The following is a 16,103-nucleotide window of genomic DNA, read 5'->3' on the forward strand; positions in this document are numbered from 1 at the left end:
TCCGCGATCTCACCGGGCCGCGCCGGACACCGTGGCTAGAGTTGCTCACGCAACGCTCCTCTGTCAGCACAGTCAGTGAGGCTGGTGCGGAAAGGGTCAGTGACGCGTGCTTTTCGAGGTTCACGACGAATCGATCCCTCTCGATCTGCTCGACGACCACGCCTGGTCCGAGTTGGTCGCCTGCTTCAACGGCCCGATGTGGGCCGTGGCGCGGGCGGCGGGTCTGGGGGCGGCCGACGCGTCCGACGCCGTACAGGGAGCGTGGCTCCGGCTGGTCGAGAGCGTCGACCGCATCCGCGACCCGCGGGCGGTCGGCGCCTGGCTGATGACGACGACGCGGCGCGAGGCGCTGCGGCTCGGCCGCAAGGCCGGCCAGGAGTTCCCGGCCGACCCGCCCGACCTCTACGGACATCCCACGCTCGCGGCGCCCGACCCGACGACGGAGATCGTCGACGCCGACTACGGGCGCACCCTGTGGTCGCGCGTGTCGCGGCTCAGCGAACCGTGCCGGACCATGCTCCGGCTCTTCGCCCTCAATCCTGATGTACGGTACGCGCAGGTCGCCGCCCGGATGCACATCCCGGTCGGCAGCGTCGGACCGACCCGATCGCGCTGTTCGGCCAAACTCCGGACCTTGCTCGCGGAGGATCCCCTTGAGTGCTGACGACGCCGCACTGGAGACGTACATGCTGGCGGCCATGCGACTGGCCGCCCAGGCCGACCCCGCCCCCGGACGCCTGGCCGCCGACGCGATGGCCGCCCTCGCGATGCGCCTGCCCGGCTGCGTCGTCGCCGCCCCGGCCGACCTGACGGCCGCCTCCGGCGCACGGGCGGGCGGAAAGCCCCAGATGCACCGTTTCGCCGCCGACGACACCACCCTCGACGTCGAGACGACCATCACCGAGGGCCGCCTGGAGATCGCCGGCCAGGTGAGCCCGCCGCCCGCGCCCGACGCTTATGTCGAGGTCCGCACCCCGCACGTGACGAAGGTCCGGGTCCCGTCCCCCGACGGCCAGTTCGCCGTGGCCGGGCTCCCGCCCGGCTGGGTGAGCGTGGCCTACCACCGCCCGAGCGATCCCCCGGTGGTCACCCGCTGGCTGCGTGTCCGCGCCTGAGTCCTACGGCCCGTTCGCGGCGGCCCGGCGCGCCGACATCCTGGCGGCGTTCGACGTCCATCTGGCCGCCGAGGATCTCCTGTACGAGTCCCCCGAGCGCCTGGCCCTCACCCGCGCCGAGTTCGCCTCGGCCCTGGTCGGAGCCCGCCTGCCGGGCGAGGCCCGGATGCTCCTGGAACTCGCCCTGCCGGATCTGACCTCGGCCCGCCCGGCGACGGCCCATGCGCGGCTGCTGCTGGCGACGGTGGAGTTGCTGACGGGGGATGTCCGGCGGGCGGAGGACACGGCTTCGACGGCGCTGACGGAGTTCGGGCGACTGGGACGGGCGGTGTGGGAACCGAGGGCCCGCGACGTGCTGCTGCGCGCCCGGCTCGCGCAGACGGCCGAAAGAGCAGGCGAGGAACGACTGCCGTCTCGGCGGCAGGCTCTGGCGGCCGGGACCGGGATCGATGTCGGAGAACGGCCTTGGCAGGTGGCCAAGACGGGGACCGATGAGGGGCCGACCCACAGTGCGGATTCCGCGCTCGATGGCGGAGCGCCCGTGGAGTGGCCGAAGCAGGTTGGCGAACCCGGGCTCATTGACGAGTTGCTCCGTGAATGTGCGGCCGGGGCCGATGGGCTGGAGGTCGCGGGGTGGCGGTCGCAGGCCGATGAACTGCGGCTGTTCGCGGTGTCGGCGTTCGTGCGCCGGTGTGGTCGCGGTGTCGGCGGGCTGGTGGTGGCGCAGCGGATGCTGGATCAGGTCCGGGACGGGTCGGCATGCCTGGCCACCCGCTTCCATGCGGAGGCGTTGCGGCGATGGGTGGGCGGCGACCTCGCCGAGGCGCTCGAACTGACCCGGCTGGGGTTCGCCGAGTCGCTCCGCGAGATGTCCCGGCTGGCCTCGCCGAGGGAATCGGCTGTGCGGGACGGCTCTGAGTCGCCTCATCCGATTCCGCTTCCGACGAATCGGCATCGTGACACGGTCTCGGGTGACTTCATCCGGGCATCGGCGTCAGACGTCTCCGGCGGGGAGAAAGGGCTTGCGGGCAGGCGCGCCACCACGCCGCCACCCACCCCAGATCCGGACCCAGCCATCCGCATGTCCCGAAATTTCGGGACATCGACGCTGGGTGCCGTCCCTCACGTGAAGCGGCTCGCCGATGAACGATGGCGCGCCTCCCGGGTGGCCGAGGAGATCGCCACGCTCGGGCTGGAGCTGGCCATCAGGCAGGCGAGCGCCGACAAGGTGCTGCTCTGGTCGGAGCGGTGGCGGGCTCTCGTCAGTGGTGCGGAGCCGGTCGACGACAGGCCAGAGGTGCTGGTCGAGCTGGTACGCGACCAGGACGCCCTGCACGCCGTCGTCGCCCACGGCGACCACGTCTCGCTCCACGGCCTCGGGTCGCTGTCGGCCGTCACCGAGGCGATGGTGCGAATCCGCTACAACCTCCGCAGAAGGAACCTCCGCGACACCCGGCCGGAAGGCGAGGAAGGGCTGTCCCCCGGGCTCCGGCGGGAACTGTCCGCACTCGACGAGGCGCTGGTCCGGCCGCTCGACCTGCCGCCGGGAGCCGTCAGCGTGGTCCCCACGGTCGCACTGCACTCGTTGCCCTGGTCGCTCCTGCCCTCGCTGCGCGGGCGGGCCGTGTTGGTGGCCCCTTCGGCCGCACTGGCCGTCACCCGCAGCGAGATCGGCGGGCCGGTGGTGGCGCTCGCGGGTCCCGATCTGGCGCATGCGGAGGCGGAGGTGGCGGCGGTTGTGGGCGTACACGAGAGAGGAGAGCGGGCGCCCGCCACGCGGGCTGCCCTGCTGGAGGCCCTTGGGCGGGCGGGCATCGTGCACATCGCCGCGCACGGCATCTTCTCGGGGCGGCGGCCGATGATGTCGAGCATCCTCCTGGACGACGGCCCGCTCCTGGTGCACGAGTTCTTCCGCCTGACGCGGGTGCCGCCCCTGGTGGTGCTGTCGTCGTGCGACGCCGGGATGGCGTCGGCACCGGCCGACGGGGCGGCGTTCGGCCTGGCCGGGGCCTTCCTCGACCGGGGGGCGCGCACGGTGATCGCGGGCATCGTGCCGGTCCGTGACGACGAGGCGGCCCGCCTGATGGTGGAGTTCCACCGGCGGCTGGCCTGGGGGCAGTCCCCGGCTTGGGCCCTCGCTGACGCGGCCATGACCACCGATGTGCCGGGATTCGCCTGCTTCGGCACTGGTTAAGGCAAATCAGTTCCCCGGCCCGGGAAGCTCCAGGTCCGCGAAGACCGCCTTGTGGTCGGTGCCCGGAAGCAGGTGGACCGAGAAGGCGTGGATCGCCGTCCGGTTGTCGGCCAGGACGTGGTCGATCGTCACCGGCGGAATGGGCAGCCCGTGGAAGTCACGTGGAAGGGCCGGCCACGTCGTCTGCAAGCCGTTCCCCGTCGCCTCGGCCGCATCGCGATACCCGGCGTCGAGCAGCTCCCGCACCCGAGCATGGTCGAGCGTCGCGTTGAAGTCGCCGATCAGGAGCCTGGTCGACCCGCCCGTCCGGGAAAGGGCATCGAGGCCCTCCCCCCAGCAGGAATGGAGGCGCGCGAGATAAGGCGCACACGGATGAACGGACACCATCTCCACCGCCACCCCGTCCACGTCGAGACGCCCGATGAGCTGCCCGAACCCCCCGAAGTCGAGCAACCCCACCCGGCTCACCGGATGGCGCGAGTAGATCCCCGACCCGCGCGTCCCCGCCCGGGCCTCCGTCACCCGATGCGGCAGCAGGGTGTCGAGGCCCGCCCGCCCCATCGCCTCCACCGCGACGGGGCTCAGCTCCTGGAAGGCCACCACGTCGGCCCGGACCGACCGCACCAGCCGCACGACCTCCGCGGCTCCGGCCCCGCCCGCCAGCAGGTTCACCGCCAGCACCCGTAACCTCGGCCCGCCCCCGCCCGACGGGCTCTCACCCACCATCCGCGGCACGACGATCGCCGCGAACACCACGCAGACGGCCAGCGCGGCGACCCCGGCCGCCCGCCGCCGGGCCAGCAGAGCGACGACAAGAGCCACCGGTGACGACAGCGCCACATAAGGGGTGAACGCCACCAGCTGCACCCACCAGAACCCCACGTCACCCGGGAACAGACGCAGCGCCGCCCAGGCCGCGTACGCGCCGACGATCAGCCACGTCGCGCAGGTGCGAACGGTCAGGGCCGTTCTACCGGGCGGCTGGGGTCGGTGATCCATTCGGACCACGATCCGGCGTACAGGGAGGCCGTGATGCCCGCCGACTCCAGGGCCAGCACCTCGTGGGCCGCCGTCACGCCGCTGCCGCAGTAGGCGCCCACCGGCACACCCTCGACGACGCCCAGGGTGTTGAAACGTTCGCGCAGGAACTCGGGGCGGTGGAAGCGGCCGCCGGGCTCCAGGTTGTCGGTCGTCGGGGCGTTCACCGCGCCGGGGATGTGGCCGGCCACCGGGTCGACCGGTTCAACCTCGCCCCGGTAGCGCTCGGGGGCGCGGGCGTCGAGGAGGACGCCGTCGGCGGCCAGGATCGCGGCCTGGTCGGCGGTGATCAGGGGCATGCCGCCGGGACGGGCGGTGAAGTCGCCGGGCGTCACGTCGGGGCTGTCTTTCGACAGGTCGCCCGGCCACGCGCGGAGGCCGCCGTCGAGCACCCGGACGTCGGGGTGGCCGAAGTAGCGCAGGCACCACCACGCGCGGGCGGCGGCCAGGGCGTTCCAGTCGTCGTACACGACGACCGGGCGCGCCTGCGAGACGCCGAGCGCGCGCATGGCGGACTCGAACGCGGCGGCCGATGGCAGCGGGTGCCGGCCGCCCTTGCCCGCCGGGGCGGCGAGGGCGGTGTCGAGGTCGCAGTAGACCGCGCCGGGAAGGTGGCCGAGCGCGTATTCGGCCGGGCCGGGCGGGCCGCCGAGACGCCAGCGCACGTCGAGGACGGTCACCTCGCCCAGCACGTCGGCGAGGTCGGCGGCGGTGATCAGTGGGCTCATCGGCGGATCTCCAGGAAGGGCACGTTCTGTTCGGCGGGGGTGACCGACCCGTGGTAGCCGGTCATCGACCACTCCAGTGGCTCTGCCCGCGACGACGCGATCACAAGCTCGCCCTCGGCCACGGCCACGACGTCGCCGACCCGGCCCAGCAGGGCGGGGTCGACCGGGCCGAACCAGCCGGAGTCGATCGCCTCCTCCCGGGTGGCGACCCGGGCCCGGTCGCCGAGCACCGAGCGCCACGTCTGGAAAACCCCGCTGGACGCGCCGGGAGAGGTGTAGAGGTGGCGCAGCCGGGCCTCGCCGCCGACGAGGGCGACGCCCTCGGTCAGCTCGGGATGGAGGTCGAGGTCGACCTTGTCGGTGGCGTTGATCATGCCGTGGTCGGCGGTGACGTAGAGGACCCCGCCGGGCGGCAGCGCGGCGGCGAGCCGCTCGGCCAGGCCGTCGACGACCGACAGCTGGTCGAGCCACTCGGGCGAGCCCCAGCCGGTCATGTGGCCCATCGCGTCGAGCTCGCCGTAATAGCAGGTCACGTAGGCTCTGCGGGTCGCGCGCAGGGCGGCGTGGACGCCGGCCACCCGTTCGTCGAGGGTGTCGGCCGGGATGTAGCGCACCCCCCGGTAGACCGCCGTGGTGAGGCCGGTGCCGTCGAAGGCGGCGGGCGCGACGTAGGAGGAGGCGACGTCGAAGCGGGCCAGCCGCTGGAACACGGTGTCGACCGGCTGCCAGGCGAGCGGGTCGACGGGCGGGCCGGCGGTCGTCCAGCGCAGGCAGTTGAGCAGCCGGTTCTCGCCGGGCACCGCGACGGTGATGCCGAGCATGCCGTGGTTGCCCGACAACACACCGGTCCCGATGGTGGCCAGGCTCGTGGGGGTCGACGACGGCAGGCCGGCCGTGAGCACCCGGGAGAGCGCCGCCGACAGGAACGGCGCGCGGGACGGGTGGGCGGTGAGCAGGTCGGCGCCCATGCCGTCGACGATGAGCAGGCACACCTTCTCGGCCGGGTCGAGCCCCAGGGCGCCGCCGCCGGTTCCGTCGAAGGTGGCGTGGACGGAACCGGCGATGTCGGCGAGGGTGGCCATCACGTGCGCGCCGTCGCCTCCGACAGGGCGCGGGCGAAGGCCAGGACGTGGCGCACGGCCTCGGGGCCGTCGGCGGCCTCGCTGACGCGGAGCTGGAGGTCGTCGGCGGTGATCGAGCCGGTGTAGCCGTGGTCGGCTTCGCAGTTCTCGTCGCCGCAGGTGGCGGGTTCGAGGTCGACGTGGGAGATGGCGCCCCAGCCGATGGTGAGCGTGACCTCGCTGGGGGCGACGCCCGGCGAGTAGGACGCCGGGTCGGGGACCAGGCGGGTGAGCGCGACCGACTGGACCCGGCTCAACCGGACCGCCTCGGTGGTCGTGGAGGCGTGGGAGGCGGGGTTTCCCTCGGCGGGCGGGTGTTCGTCGGTGTGGCAGACGAGCAACCGGGTGGGCGACAACACCAGGACCGTGACGTGCCGGCGGACTTCCATGGCAGGGTCGAACGTGGCCTCGTGGTGGACGACGTAGGCGCTGACGCTCTCCTTGCCCAGGGCGGAATCGACGGCGTCGGCGACCAGGTCGGGGTAGTAGCCACTTCGGTCGATGGCCTCGCGCAGACCTGCAGCCGAGACTCGGGTATCCCTCATGGGACCATCCTGCCCTGTCGACCACCCACATTTCACCGGGCAGTCAGGATGGGAGCCGCCTCGGGCCGACGTCCGGCCGCGGCCCGGTGACGGCCTTCAGCACCGCCCGGGCGCCCAGCACATGGACGCCGTTCTCACCCACCAAGACGGGGTCGAGCCGCAGCGCCGCGACCTGCGGATGCGCGTCGGCCAGCCGCCCGATCCGGCACAGCAGCTCCTCCAGGTCGGCCACCGCGACGGGCGGATAGCCGTGCGCGCCGAACAGCAGCGGCGCGGCCTTGGGGGCCCGGACCAGCCCGGCGGCGTCTTCAGCCGTGAGCGGAGCGAGCCGGTAGGCGTCGTCGCCGAGCAGCCGGGCGGCGATCTCGCCCAGGCCGAACGACACCACGGCCCCGAAGTCCCGGTCCTGCACCGAGGTGATCACCGTCGGCACGGCGGGCTGCGGCGCCATGCGCTGGACCGCCAGCCGGGGCCCGTAGACCCCTTCCAGGTCCGTGTACGCCCGCGCGACCGCGTCGCCGTCGGGCAGCGCCAGGCGGACCGTCCCGGCGCGACCGGTGCCGTCCCACTTGACCACCACGGGAAAACCCAGCCGCCCGGCCGCCGCGACCGCCTCCTCGGGCGAGGTCACCGGCTCGGCGGGCCAGACCTCGACGCCGTAGGCCCGCAGCAGGCCGGTGGCGTCGATCTCGACCGGCTCCTCGACGGCCCGGCAGACGATCTCCCGGGCGGCGACCACGTCGACGCCGCCGAGTTCGGGAATCGTGCCCTCGTCGCCGCGTCGCCACTGCGCATGGCGTACCGCCAGGGCGAGGGCCCTGACCGCCTCCTCGGGCGCGGGATAGGACGGGATCGAACCCCGTGCGGGACCCTCTCCCGGCGCGCGCAGCGCGGCCGGGACCCCGGCCTCGCCCCGGAAGGTGGCCAGCACCGGTTTGCCGCCCTCCCCCGCGACCCGCACCAGCTCGGCGGCGACCTCGGCGTCGGGGCCGGGCACGGGCGGCATGTAGACGACCACGGCGGCGTCGACGCCGGGCAGCACCGACGCGAGGGCCGCGCCGAACTCGGCGGCCCCGGCGCGGGCGCCGAGGTCGGCGGTCGACGGCGCGAGGCCCGCGCTGACGCAGGCGTGGGCGGCCAGCCGGGCCAGGGCGTCGGAGTTGCTGACGATCCCCACGCGCGGGCCTTCGGGGAGGGGCTGGCAGGCGAGCAGCTGGGCGACGTCGAAGAGCTGGGTGAGGTCGTCGACCCGGATCACCCCGGCCTGCTCGAACAGGGTCGACACCGCACTGTCGGGCAGGCCGAACTCGGCGGCCTGCGACTTGACCGCCACGATCGGCTTGGTGCGGGAGATGCGCCGGGCCAGCCGGGTGAACTTGCGCGGGTTGCCCATCGACTCCAGATAGAGGAGCACGACCTCGGTCGCGGGGTCCTCCTCCCAGTACTGAAGGAGGTCGTTGCCCGACACGTCGGCCCGGTTCCCGGCGGAGACGAAGGTGGAGATGCCCAGCCCGCGCTGGTCGACGCGGTGCAGCAGAGCGGTGCCGAGGGCGCCCGACTGGCTGAAGAAGCCGATGCGCCCGCGCGCGGGCAGTTGCCCGGCGAGGGTGGCGTTGAGCTTGATCGACCGGTCGGTGTTGGCGATGCCGAGGCAGTTGGGCCCGACGACCCGCATGCCGTAGGCGCGGGAGATGCGCACCAGCTCCTGCTCGCGCCGCAGCCCCTCCTCGCCCGTCTCGGCGAACCCGCTGGAGACCACGACCAGCCCCTTGACGCCTTTCTCCGCGCACTCCTCGACGACGTCGAGCACACTCTCGGCCGGGACGGCCACCACCGCCAGGTCGACCTCGCCGTCGATCGCCGCCATGTTCTTGTACGCCCGCACCCCCGCGACCGCCCGGACCTCTCTGTGCACCGGGTAGACCGGCCCGGTGAACTCGGCCCGCAGCAAATTGCGCAGCACGGTCTGGCCGATGCCGCCCGGCTCCCGGCTGGCCCCGATGACGGCCACCGACTCGGGCTTGAGCAGCCGGGCGATCGACCGGGCCTCGGCGCGGTGCTCGCGCCCGGTCACCACCTCGACCGAGTCGGGGGTGCTGGCGAGGTCGAGGGTCATCCGGACGACGCCGTCCTCGAACGTGCTCTGCGCGGTGTACCCGGCCTGCCGGAACATCTGGGTCATGCGGTGGTTGGCGGGCAGTACGTCGGCGATGAAGGTCCGGATGCCGCGTTCGCGGGCGGCGGCCCGCAGATGCTCGAGCAGCACCGCCGCGAGCCCGCGCCCCTGGTGGGCGTCCTCGACCAGGAAGGCCACCTCGGCGTGGTCGGCGGGCTTGACCCGGTCGTAACGGACCACCGCCACCATCTCGGTTCCGATGGTGGCGATCAGGGCGAGCCGGTCGTTGTAGTCGACCGTGGTGAACCGCGTCACCTCCCGGTCGGAAAGGCGCGGCCGGGGGCCGAAGAAACGGAAGTAGATCGATTGGGCGGAGAGGCGGGAGTAGAAGGAACGCAACGGTTCGGCGTCATCGGGGCGGATGGGCCGCAGGTGAGCGGTGCCGCCGTCGGAAAGGACGACGTCGGCCTCCCAGTGCGGCGGATACGCGGGTTCCACCATTCGAGGGTATCTGTGTGCAAACGCGGTGGTTGGGCAACGGATCCGCATCGACTGTGTACGAGTGTCCGCCTCACCCCCCACGAAGCTTGCAGAAGCTGTTAAGTTTCCGGGGTCAGCGTCGATTTGCAGTAAGCAAGGTGGTGACATCATGACGCGGGTCGTCGTGGTGGGCGATCTCATGACCGACGCGGTCGCCCGCGCCAGGTATCCGCTCGCCCGGGCAAGCGACACTCCGGCCGTGGTGACCATGCACGGCGGCGGTTCGGGGGCGAACATCGCCTCGTGGCTCGCCGTCGAGGGCTCCGAGGTCGCCTTCATCGGGCGCCGCGGCGCCGACATCACCGGCCGCAACCGCGACATGGAGCTGATGGGCTACGGCGTCGACGCCCGGCTCGTCATGGATCCCGAGCGCCCCACCGGCACCTGTGTCGTCCTGGTCACCCACAAGGGTGAGCGCACGATGCTCTCCGACCCCGGTGCCAACGCCGCGCTGTCGCCCGAAGACCTGCCCCGCGACCTGTTCACCCAGGGCAGCCACCTGCACATGTCGGGTTACACGCTGATCTGCGAGGGCTCCCGCGACGCCGGTCTGGCCGCCCTCGACCTGGCCCGCCGGGCGGGCATGTCGATCTCGGTCGACTGCGCCTCCTCCGCGCCGGTCGAGCGCACCGGCGCCGAGCCCTTCCTCGAATGGACCCACGGCGCGAAGCTGCTGTTCGCCAACGCCGACCAGGCCAAGGTGCTGACCGGCCGCGACGAGCCCGAGGCGGCGGCCAAGGTGCTGACCGCCTGGTTCCCGCAGGTCGTGATCAAGTGCAACGCCGACGGCGCGCTCTGGTACAGCAACAACCGGTCCGAGGCCGTCAAGGTCCCGGCCGAGCAGGTCGAGCGCGTGGTCGACGGCACCGGCGCGGGCGACGCGTTCGCCGCCGGGTTCCTGCCGAGCTGGCTCGACGGCAAGCAGCCGGCCGACGCCCTGGCGGCGGGCAACGCGCTGGCCGCCAAGTGCCTGGCCAATCTGGGCGCCCGGCCCCGCCTCTAGCCGAAAGTACGCCCGGCTACCGGCCGTTGGAACGATCAGGCCGGGGCCGTTGGCGCGATGTGAACGTGTGCCTCCGATCGCGACGATCTGAGGCATGACCCTCGTCGCTTCCCCCAGGCGCCCGTGGCTGCTGCCCGCCGGGCTCGTCCTCCTCGGCCTGATCCCGACCCTGGGCGGTGGCATCCGGCTCGGCGAGCTCTCCGCCGGCGGCCCCGTCACGCCCGACAACGTGCGCTTCTTCGACATGCCGCTGCCGGTCGTGGCCCACATCTTCGGCGCGGTGATCTACGCGCTGGTGGGGGCGTTCCAGTTCGTCCCGTCACTGCGGCGCGGCCCCTGGCACCGGCGGTCCGGGCGGGTGCTGGTCGTGGCCGGGCTCACCGTGGCGCTCAGCGGGATCTGGATGGCCCTCTGGTACGACATGCCGGCGTCCGACGACGGGCTGCCGATGACGATCATGCGGGTGGGCGTCGGCGGGGTGATGGCCTTCGCCATCGGGTACGCCGTCCTGGCGGTCCGCCGGCGCGACTTCACCACCCACCGGGCCTGGATGATCCGCGCCTACGCCCTCGCGATGGGCGCCGGCACCCAGGCGTTCACCCACATCCCGTTCGCCGTCGCCGGCGTCACCCCGGACGACACCGGCCGGTTCGCCGCGATGGCCGCCGGGTGGGCGATCAACGCGGCCGTGGCCGAGTGGGCGATCAGGCGTTCCTGATCCGGCCGGTCTCGTAGGCCCACATCGCGATCTCGACCCGGTTGCGGGCGCCGAGCTTGGCCATCAGGCTCGCGACGTGGGTCTTCACCGTGCTGACCGAGATGTGCAGCTCGTCGGCGATCTCGTGGTTGGTGCGGCCGCGGGCCACGGTCGTGATGATCTGCTCCTCGCGGTCGGTCAGCGGCTCGAACGGCTGGACCGGGTCGGCCGCGCCGGCGAAGGCGCGCAGCAGGCGGGCCGTGACGTTGGGCGCGATCAGGGCGTCACCGGCCGCCGCGGCCCTGATCGCCTGCGCGAGCAGCGCCGACCCGGCGTCCTTCAGCAGGAAGCCCCGGGCGCCCGCGCGCAGCGCGGCGTAGACGTACTCGTCGAGGTCGAAGGTGGTGATGACGACCACGGCGACCTCGCGGGAGAGCTCGCGGGTGGCGTCGATGCCGTTCAGGCCCGGCATGCGGATGTCGAGCAGGCACACGTCGGGTCTCAGCCGGCGGGCCAGTTCGACCGCGCGGCGGCCGTCGGCGGCCTCGCCGACGACCTCGATGTCGTCCTGGGCCTCCAGGATCATCACCAGGCCGGTCCGGACGATCTCCTGGTCGTCGGCCACGATCACGCGAATGGTCATGCGGTCCTCGGGAGCACGGCGGTGACGGTCCAGCCACGGCCGGGGGCGGGGCCCGCCTCGCAGGTGCCGCCGAGGAGGGTGGCGCGTTCGGCCATGCCGAGCAGACCATAACCCGTCGCGCCGGCCGACGGGGCCTCGCCGTCGTCGGTCACCCGCAGCCTGACCCGGTCGCCGTCGGCCGCGACGAGCACGTGGATGCGGGTGGCGTGGCGGGCGTGCCGCCGGGCGTTGGTGACCGACTCCTGGGCCAGCCGGAAGATCGCGGCGTCGGTCGGGGGCGGCAGGGCGCCGAGGTCGCCGGCCACCTCGACGTCGACCGGCACACCCGAGCCCTTCTGGAGCTCCGGCAGGTCGGCGACGCCGCGCGCCGGGTCGAGGTCGGCGGGGTGGCGCAGCACCCGGACCATCGTCCGCATCTCGGCCAGCGCCCGGGACGCCTCGGCCTCGATGACCTTCAGCGCCTCCACGGCCGCGCCGGGGTCCTTCTCCGCGCGGGCGAGCCCGGCCTGGGCCCGGATCGCCATCGCCGACACGTGGTGGGCGACGGTGTCGTGCAGGTCGCGGGCCAGGCGTTCGCGTTCGAGCAGCTTCACCTGCTCACGGTCGCGCTGCTGGACCCGGACCCGGAACCGGACGGCGAGGCCGGCGAGCAGCGCGATCGAGACCACGGCGAGCGCGCCGACCAGGTCGCCGGGCACCGGCACCGACAGCACGACGTTGCCCGCCATCAGCGCCGCGCCCGCCAGGACCTCGCGCCCCGACCCCCACCGGCCCAGCGTGTAGGGCAGGACCAGCAGGTACACCGCCGTGTAGGGGTCGGCGGGGCCGCCCATCAGCCGGTCGGCCACGAGGGTGCCGCCGAAGGCGATCACCACCACGAGCAGCGGATGCGACCGCCGCCACCACAACGTCGGCGCCAGCACGAGCGTCAGCGCCACCACCGGCCACGGCAGCTCCGGCCGCAGCGCCCCTTCGAGCACCACGGCCGGGACCAGCAGGCCGATCAGCGCGTGATCACGCCAGACCCTCTTCGGGGGAGGCGGAAACGGACGCGGCTCGTTCCACACGCCGTCATGGTACGAGTTCGCACCCGATCGCGGATCCGCCCGGAGTACTACCGTTTCCGAGGGTCACCGTGCCCGTCCGGCCCTGGTGTTCGATCGTGTACGTCCCCCGGAAGCCCTCCAGCGAGATCCGGCCCTCCTCGTCGGTCCGCAGGGTCGTCTCGGGCAACCACCACTCGCCCCTGACGAGGTCGCGCAGGGCGTGGAAGGAGGGCTTGGGGCTGCCGTCCTTTCTGATGAAGCCGCCGGGGGCGCCGAGCCACTCGCCGTCCTGGATGCCCCAGTAGGTGATCGCCCGGACGGCCGGGTGGCCGACCAGGGTGCGGTAGTGGCGGACGATCTCGTCGGCCTGGCGCTCCTCGCCCTCGGGCGTCGAGGGCCACTCGTCGATCTGGTAGTCGTTCAGGTCGACGATCTCGGGCGGCATCAGGTGCCCCGACACGATGGTCGTCTCGGTGAAGTGGATCGGCAGGCCGTACCGGGAGAAGCGGTCGAGGGTCTCCAGGGTGCGCTCCTCGCCCCAGTAGCCCTGGTGCATGTGGCTCTGCAGGCCGAGCGCGTCGATGCGCACGCCCGCTTCGAGCACGCCCTCGATGAGGCACTCGTAGGCGGCCGACATGTCGAAGTCGTTGAGCAGCAGCGTCGCGCTCGGGTTGGCGTGGCGGGCGGCGTCGAAGACCATCCGGATCATCGGGATGCGGCCGATGTCGCGGCACAGGTGGGTGATGCCGTTGGCGTACTTGTCGAAGATCGGCATGATGACGACCTCGTTGATCACGTCCCACATGTCGATCACACCGGAGAAGTCGGTGACCTCACGGGTGATGCGGGCGACCTGGGCGGCGGCGATCTCGCCGTTGTTCAGGTCGAGCAGCCAGTCGGGGGCCAGGGTGTGCCAGGCCAGCGGGTGGCCCTTCACGGGCACGCCCCGGTCTTTGAAGAACCAGGCCATCTCCATCAGCTTCTCGGTCTGCGGCCTGCCCATCTCGCCCTCGAACTGGCCCCAGTAGAAGGGCAGCGTGGCGAAGTTGAACAGCTCGAACCAGTGGTCGGCCAGCGGGATGTCGCGATCGAAGCCGGTGCAGCCGAACAGGAACTCGTGATCGGCCTGCCGGACGACGACGTCCTGCCCGGCGACGGGGTTCTGGTCGGCGGTGACGGTGACGAGGGCGTGCGAGACGCGGTGGGAGGGAAACACCCCTCCCCTATACCTACGTGGCGGTCGCCAACACCAGGGGGAGCACGACCGGTGCGCCCGCGTGCCGGATCTGTGCGGCGGCCAGCGTCAGCGTCCAGCCGGTGTCGGCGCGGTCGTCGACCAGCAGGACCGGGCCCCCCGCTTCGGCGATCTTGGCCCCCAGCTCGCGGGGCATGGCCAGGGTGGCCCTGATCGCCTGGACCCGCTGGTTGCTGTTGAACTGCCGGCCCGGCGTGCCGTTCCGGTAGCCCAGTTCCCCCAGGTAGGACAGGCGGCCGACCTGGGCGAGGCGCTCGGCGAGACTGCGTACGAGCCGGGGTTTGGAGACCGAGGGCACGCTGACGACGGCGACCGGCCGCTGCTCCCAGCCCCAGCCCTTGAGCACCTCGACGACGGCCCCGAAAACGTCGTCGGGCAGGTCGCGGTCGGGGCCGGCCAGGAGTTCTCGCAGGCGGGTGCCCCAGCCGATGTCGGTCAGCCGGCCGAGCGCGCGGCCGGTGCCGGCCGACAGCTCCGGCTTGATGCGGCCCTTGAGGTCGTCGAGGCCGGTCGGCCACTGGCGGCGCGGGTCGAGGTCGACGCCGGGCCGGACCAGCCGGTCGTGGGCGCTCTTGACCGCGCTCTCGGCGACGCCGGAGTCCCACCAGGAGCCGGTGCAGTTGTCGCAGCGGCCGCAGGGGGTGGCGGTGTCGTCGTCGAGGTGGCGGCGCAGGAACATCTCGCGGCAGCCGTCGGTGGTGAGGTAGGCGAGCATGGCCTCCTGCTCGGCGGTGCGCTCGGCGGCGACGCGCTTGTAGCGGTCGGCGTCGTAGGCCCACTCTTCGCCGGTGGCCTCCCAGCCGCCCTTGACCCGGCGGACCGCGCCGTCGACGTCGAGGACCTTGAGCATCATCTCCAGGCGGGTGCGGCTGAGGTCGACGCGGCTCTCCAGGGCGGCGGTCGAGAGGGTCTGGTCGCCGAGGGCGGCCAGGGCGGCCCTGACCTGGTTTTCCGGCGGGAAGGCCAGGGAGCCGAAATAGGCCCAGATGTCGCGGTCTTCCGTACCGGGAAGGAGGATGACCTCGGCCCGCGCCACCCCGCGCCCGGCGCGGCCGACCTGCTGGTAGTAGGCGACCGGCGACGGCGGCGCGCCGACGTGCACGACGAACCCGAGGTCGGGCTTGTCGAAGCCCATGCCGAGCGCCGAGGTGGCGACGAGGGCCTTGACCCGGTTGGCCAGCAGGTCGTCTTCGGCGGCGAGCCGCTCCGACGGTTCGGTCTGCCCCGAGTAGGCGACCACCGGGAACCCCTGGTCGCGCAGGTAGGCGGCGATCTCGGAGGCGGCGGCGACGGTCAGCGTGTAGACGATGCCGGAGCCCGGCAGCTCCTTGAGCGCGGTCGCCAGCCAGGCCAGCCGCTTCTCGGGCCCGCCGGGGTTGACCACCGACAGGCGCAGGCTGTCGCGTTCGAGCGGCCCCCGCAGCACCAGCGCGTCGCCGAGCTGCTCGGCGACGTCGCGCGTGACCCGCGCGTTGGCGGTCGCGGTCGTGGCCAGCACCGGCACGCCCGGCGGCAGCTCCTCCAGCAGGGTGCGCAGACGGCGGTAGTCGGGCCGGAAGTCGTGGCCCCAGTCGGAGATGCAGTGGGCCTCGTCGACCACCACGAGCCCGGCCGACTCGGCCAGCTCGGGCAGCACCTGGTCGCGGAACTCGGGGTTGTTGAGCCGCTCGGGGCTGACCAGCAGCACGTCGACGAGCCCCTCGGCGACCTGGCCGTAGATCTTCTCCCACTCCCCCGGGTTGACCGAGTTCACGCTGACGGCGTGGATCCCGGCCCGCTCGGCGGCGGCGATCTGGTTGCGCATCAGCGCCAGCAGCGGCGAGATGATCACCGTCGGCCCCTCGCCGAGCTCGCGCAGCAGCGCGGTGGCGATGAAGTAGACCGCCGACTTGCCCCAGCCGGTGCGCTGCACCACCAGCGTGCGCCGGCGGTCGAGGACCAGTGACTTGATCGCGGTCCACTGGTCGTCGCGCAGCGTCGCGTGGTCGCCCGCGAGCGCCCTCAGGCGCTCCTCGGCCTCCTCGCGCAGCATCTCCTCTTCGCTCACGGTGTCCTTAGTACC

At 72.8% G+C, this 16,103-nt stretch carries 14 protein-coding genes; 5 read left to right on the forward strand and 9 right to left on the reverse strand.

Features of this window, described 5'->3' with window-relative positions; all coding sequences use genetic code 11:
* Positions 1–106: 106 nt before the first annotated feature.
* From AW271_RS08835 to AW271_RS08845, 3 genes are read left to right on the forward strand one after another with little or no spacing between them, the layout of a single operon-like run.
* Positions 107–664: an RNA polymerase sigma factor gene (locus tag AW271_RS08835; RefSeq protein WP_062334733.1), complete on the forward strand. Its 558-nt coding sequence runs from the start codon at positions 107–109 to the stop codon at positions 662–664.
* Positions 654–1,115: a hypothetical protein gene (locus AW271_RS08840; protein ID WP_245652994.1), complete on the forward strand. Its 462-nt coding sequence runs from the start codon at positions 654–656 to the stop codon at positions 1,113–1,115. Before AW271_RS08835 ends, AW271_RS08840 begins: the two co-directional genes overlap by 11 nt.
* Complete coding sequence (locus AW271_RS08845) at positions 1,102–3,309, forward strand: CHAT domain-containing protein (RefSeq protein ID WP_062334736.1); 2,208 nt, start codon at positions 1,102–1,104, stop codon at positions 3,307–3,309. The genes AW271_RS08840 and AW271_RS08845 overlap by 14 nt, the downstream gene beginning before the upstream one ends.
* Before the next feature lie 6 nt (positions 3,310–3,315).
* On the opposite strand, the gene AW271_RS08850 is transcribed toward AW271_RS08845, so the two are convergent.
* Genes AW271_RS08850 through AW271_RS08870 form a run of 5 tightly spaced genes read right to left on the reverse strand, consistent with a single transcriptional unit; the run spans position 3,316 to position 9,355 of the window.
* Positions 3,316–4,308, reverse strand: a complete 993-nt coding sequence (locus tag AW271_RS08850) for an endonuclease/exonuclease/phosphatase family protein (RefSeq protein ID WP_062334738.1) — start codon at positions 4,306–4,308, stop codon at positions 3,316–3,318.
* A complete protein-coding gene (locus AW271_RS08855; protein WP_062334740.1) occupies positions 4,269–5,075 on the reverse strand; it encodes a sulfurtransferase in 807 nt (268 codons plus the stop codon). Before AW271_RS08855 ends, AW271_RS08850 begins: the two co-directional genes overlap by 40 nt.
* On the reverse strand, positions 5,072–6,157 hold the full coding sequence (locus tag AW271_RS08860; RefSeq protein ID WP_062334742.1) for an alkaline phosphatase family protein: 1,086 nt from the start codon (positions 6,155–6,157) through the stop codon (positions 5,072–5,074). The genes AW271_RS08855 and AW271_RS08860 overlap by 4 nt, the downstream gene beginning before the upstream one ends.
* A complete protein-coding gene (locus AW271_RS08865; protein ID WP_030454595.1) occupies positions 6,157–6,741 on the reverse strand; it encodes a DUF5998 family protein in 585 nt (194 codons plus the stop codon). Before AW271_RS08865 ends, AW271_RS08860 begins: the two co-directional genes overlap by 1 nt.
* Before the next feature lie 43 nt (positions 6,742–6,784).
* A complete protein-coding gene (locus tag AW271_RS08870; protein ID WP_245652995.1) occupies positions 6,785–9,355 on the reverse strand; it encodes a bifunctional acetate--CoA ligase family protein/GNAT family N-acetyltransferase in 2,571 nt (856 codons plus the stop codon).
* A gap of 151 nt (positions 9,356–9,506) precedes the next feature.
* On the opposite strand from AW271_RS08870, the gene AW271_RS08875 reads away from it, so the two are divergent.
* Together AW271_RS08875 and AW271_RS08880 are read left to right on the forward strand one after the other, a co-directional pair.
* Entirely contained in the window at positions 9,507–10,400 is an 894-nt protein-coding gene (locus tag AW271_RS08875) for a carbohydrate kinase family protein (RefSeq protein ID WP_062334747.1), read from the forward strand.
* A 94-nt stretch (positions 10,401–10,494) separates the two neighbouring features.
* Positions 10,495–11,118: a DUF2306 domain-containing protein gene (locus AW271_RS08880; RefSeq protein ID WP_062334750.1), complete on the forward strand. Its 624-nt coding sequence runs from the start codon at positions 10,495–10,497 to the stop codon at positions 11,116–11,118.
* Here the strand turns inward: AW271_RS08880 and AW271_RS08885 are convergent.
* From AW271_RS08885 to AW271_RS08900, 4 genes are read right to left on the reverse strand one after another with little or no spacing between them, the layout of a single operon-like run.
* Complete coding sequence (locus AW271_RS08885; protein WP_062334753.1) at positions 11,105–11,740, reverse strand: response regulator transcription factor; 636 nt, start codon at positions 11,738–11,740, stop codon at positions 11,105–11,107. The two genes, AW271_RS08880 and AW271_RS08885, sit on opposite strands and share 14 nt — an antisense overlap.
* Positions 11,737–12,807, reverse strand: a complete 1,071-nt coding sequence (locus tag AW271_RS08890; protein WP_062334756.1) for a sensor histidine kinase — start codon at positions 12,805–12,807, stop codon at positions 11,737–11,739. Before AW271_RS08890 ends, AW271_RS08885 begins: the two co-directional genes overlap by 4 nt.
* A gap of 4 nt (positions 12,808–12,811) precedes the next feature.
* A complete protein-coding gene (locus AW271_RS08895; RefSeq protein WP_062334758.1) occupies positions 12,812–14,002 on the reverse strand; it encodes an endo-1,4-beta-xylanase in 1,191 nt (396 codons plus the stop codon).
* A 13-nt stretch (positions 14,003–14,015) separates the two neighbouring features.
* The gene (locus AW271_RS08900; RefSeq protein WP_062335297.1) at positions 14,016–16,073 is read right to left on the reverse strand and encodes a RecQ family ATP-dependent DNA helicase; all 2,058 of its coding nucleotides are present in this window, start codon (positions 16,071–16,073) and stop codon (positions 14,016–14,018) included.
* Positions 16,074–16,103: the final 30 nt, after the last annotated feature.

This window comes from Herbidospora sakaeratensis (assembly GCF_001570525.1).
GTDB lineage: Bacteria > Actinomycetota > Actinomycetes > Streptosporangiales > Streptosporangiaceae > Herbidospora > Herbidospora sakaeratensis.

Bases quoted from the DNA above. Each gene is read 5' to 3' on its own strand.
- AW271_RS08850 (WP_062334738.1), bottom strand. From the start codon at position 4,308: ATGGATCACCGACCCCAGCCGCCCGGTAGAACGGCCCTGACCGTTCGC.
- AW271_RS08880 (WP_062334750.1), top strand. From the start codon at position 10,495: ATGACCCTCGTCGCTTCCCCCAGGCGCCCGTGGCTGCTGCCCGCCGGG.
- AW271_RS08855 (WP_062334740.1), bottom strand. From the start codon at position 5,075: ATGAGCCCACTGATCACCGCCGCCGACCTCGCCGACGTGCTGGGCGAG.
- AW271_RS08860 (WP_062334742.1), bottom strand. From the start codon at position 6,157: ATGGCCACCCTCGCCGACATCGCCGGTTCCGTCCACGCCACCTTCGAC.
- AW271_RS08865 (WP_030454595.1), bottom strand. From the start codon at position 6,741: ATGAGGGATACCCGAGTCTCGGCTGCAGGTCTGCGCGAGGCCATCGAC.
- AW271_RS08900 (WP_062335297.1), bottom strand. From the start codon at position 16,073: ATGCTGCGCGAGGAGGCCGAGGAGCGCCTGAGGGCGCTCGCGGGCGAC.
- AW271_RS08875 (WP_062334747.1), top strand. From the start codon at position 9,507: ATGACGCGGGTCGTCGTGGTGGGCGATCTCATGACCGACGCGGTCGCC.
- AW271_RS08885 (WP_062334753.1), bottom strand. From the start codon at position 11,740: ATGACCATTCGCGTGATCGTGGCCGACGACCAGGAGATCGTCCGGACC.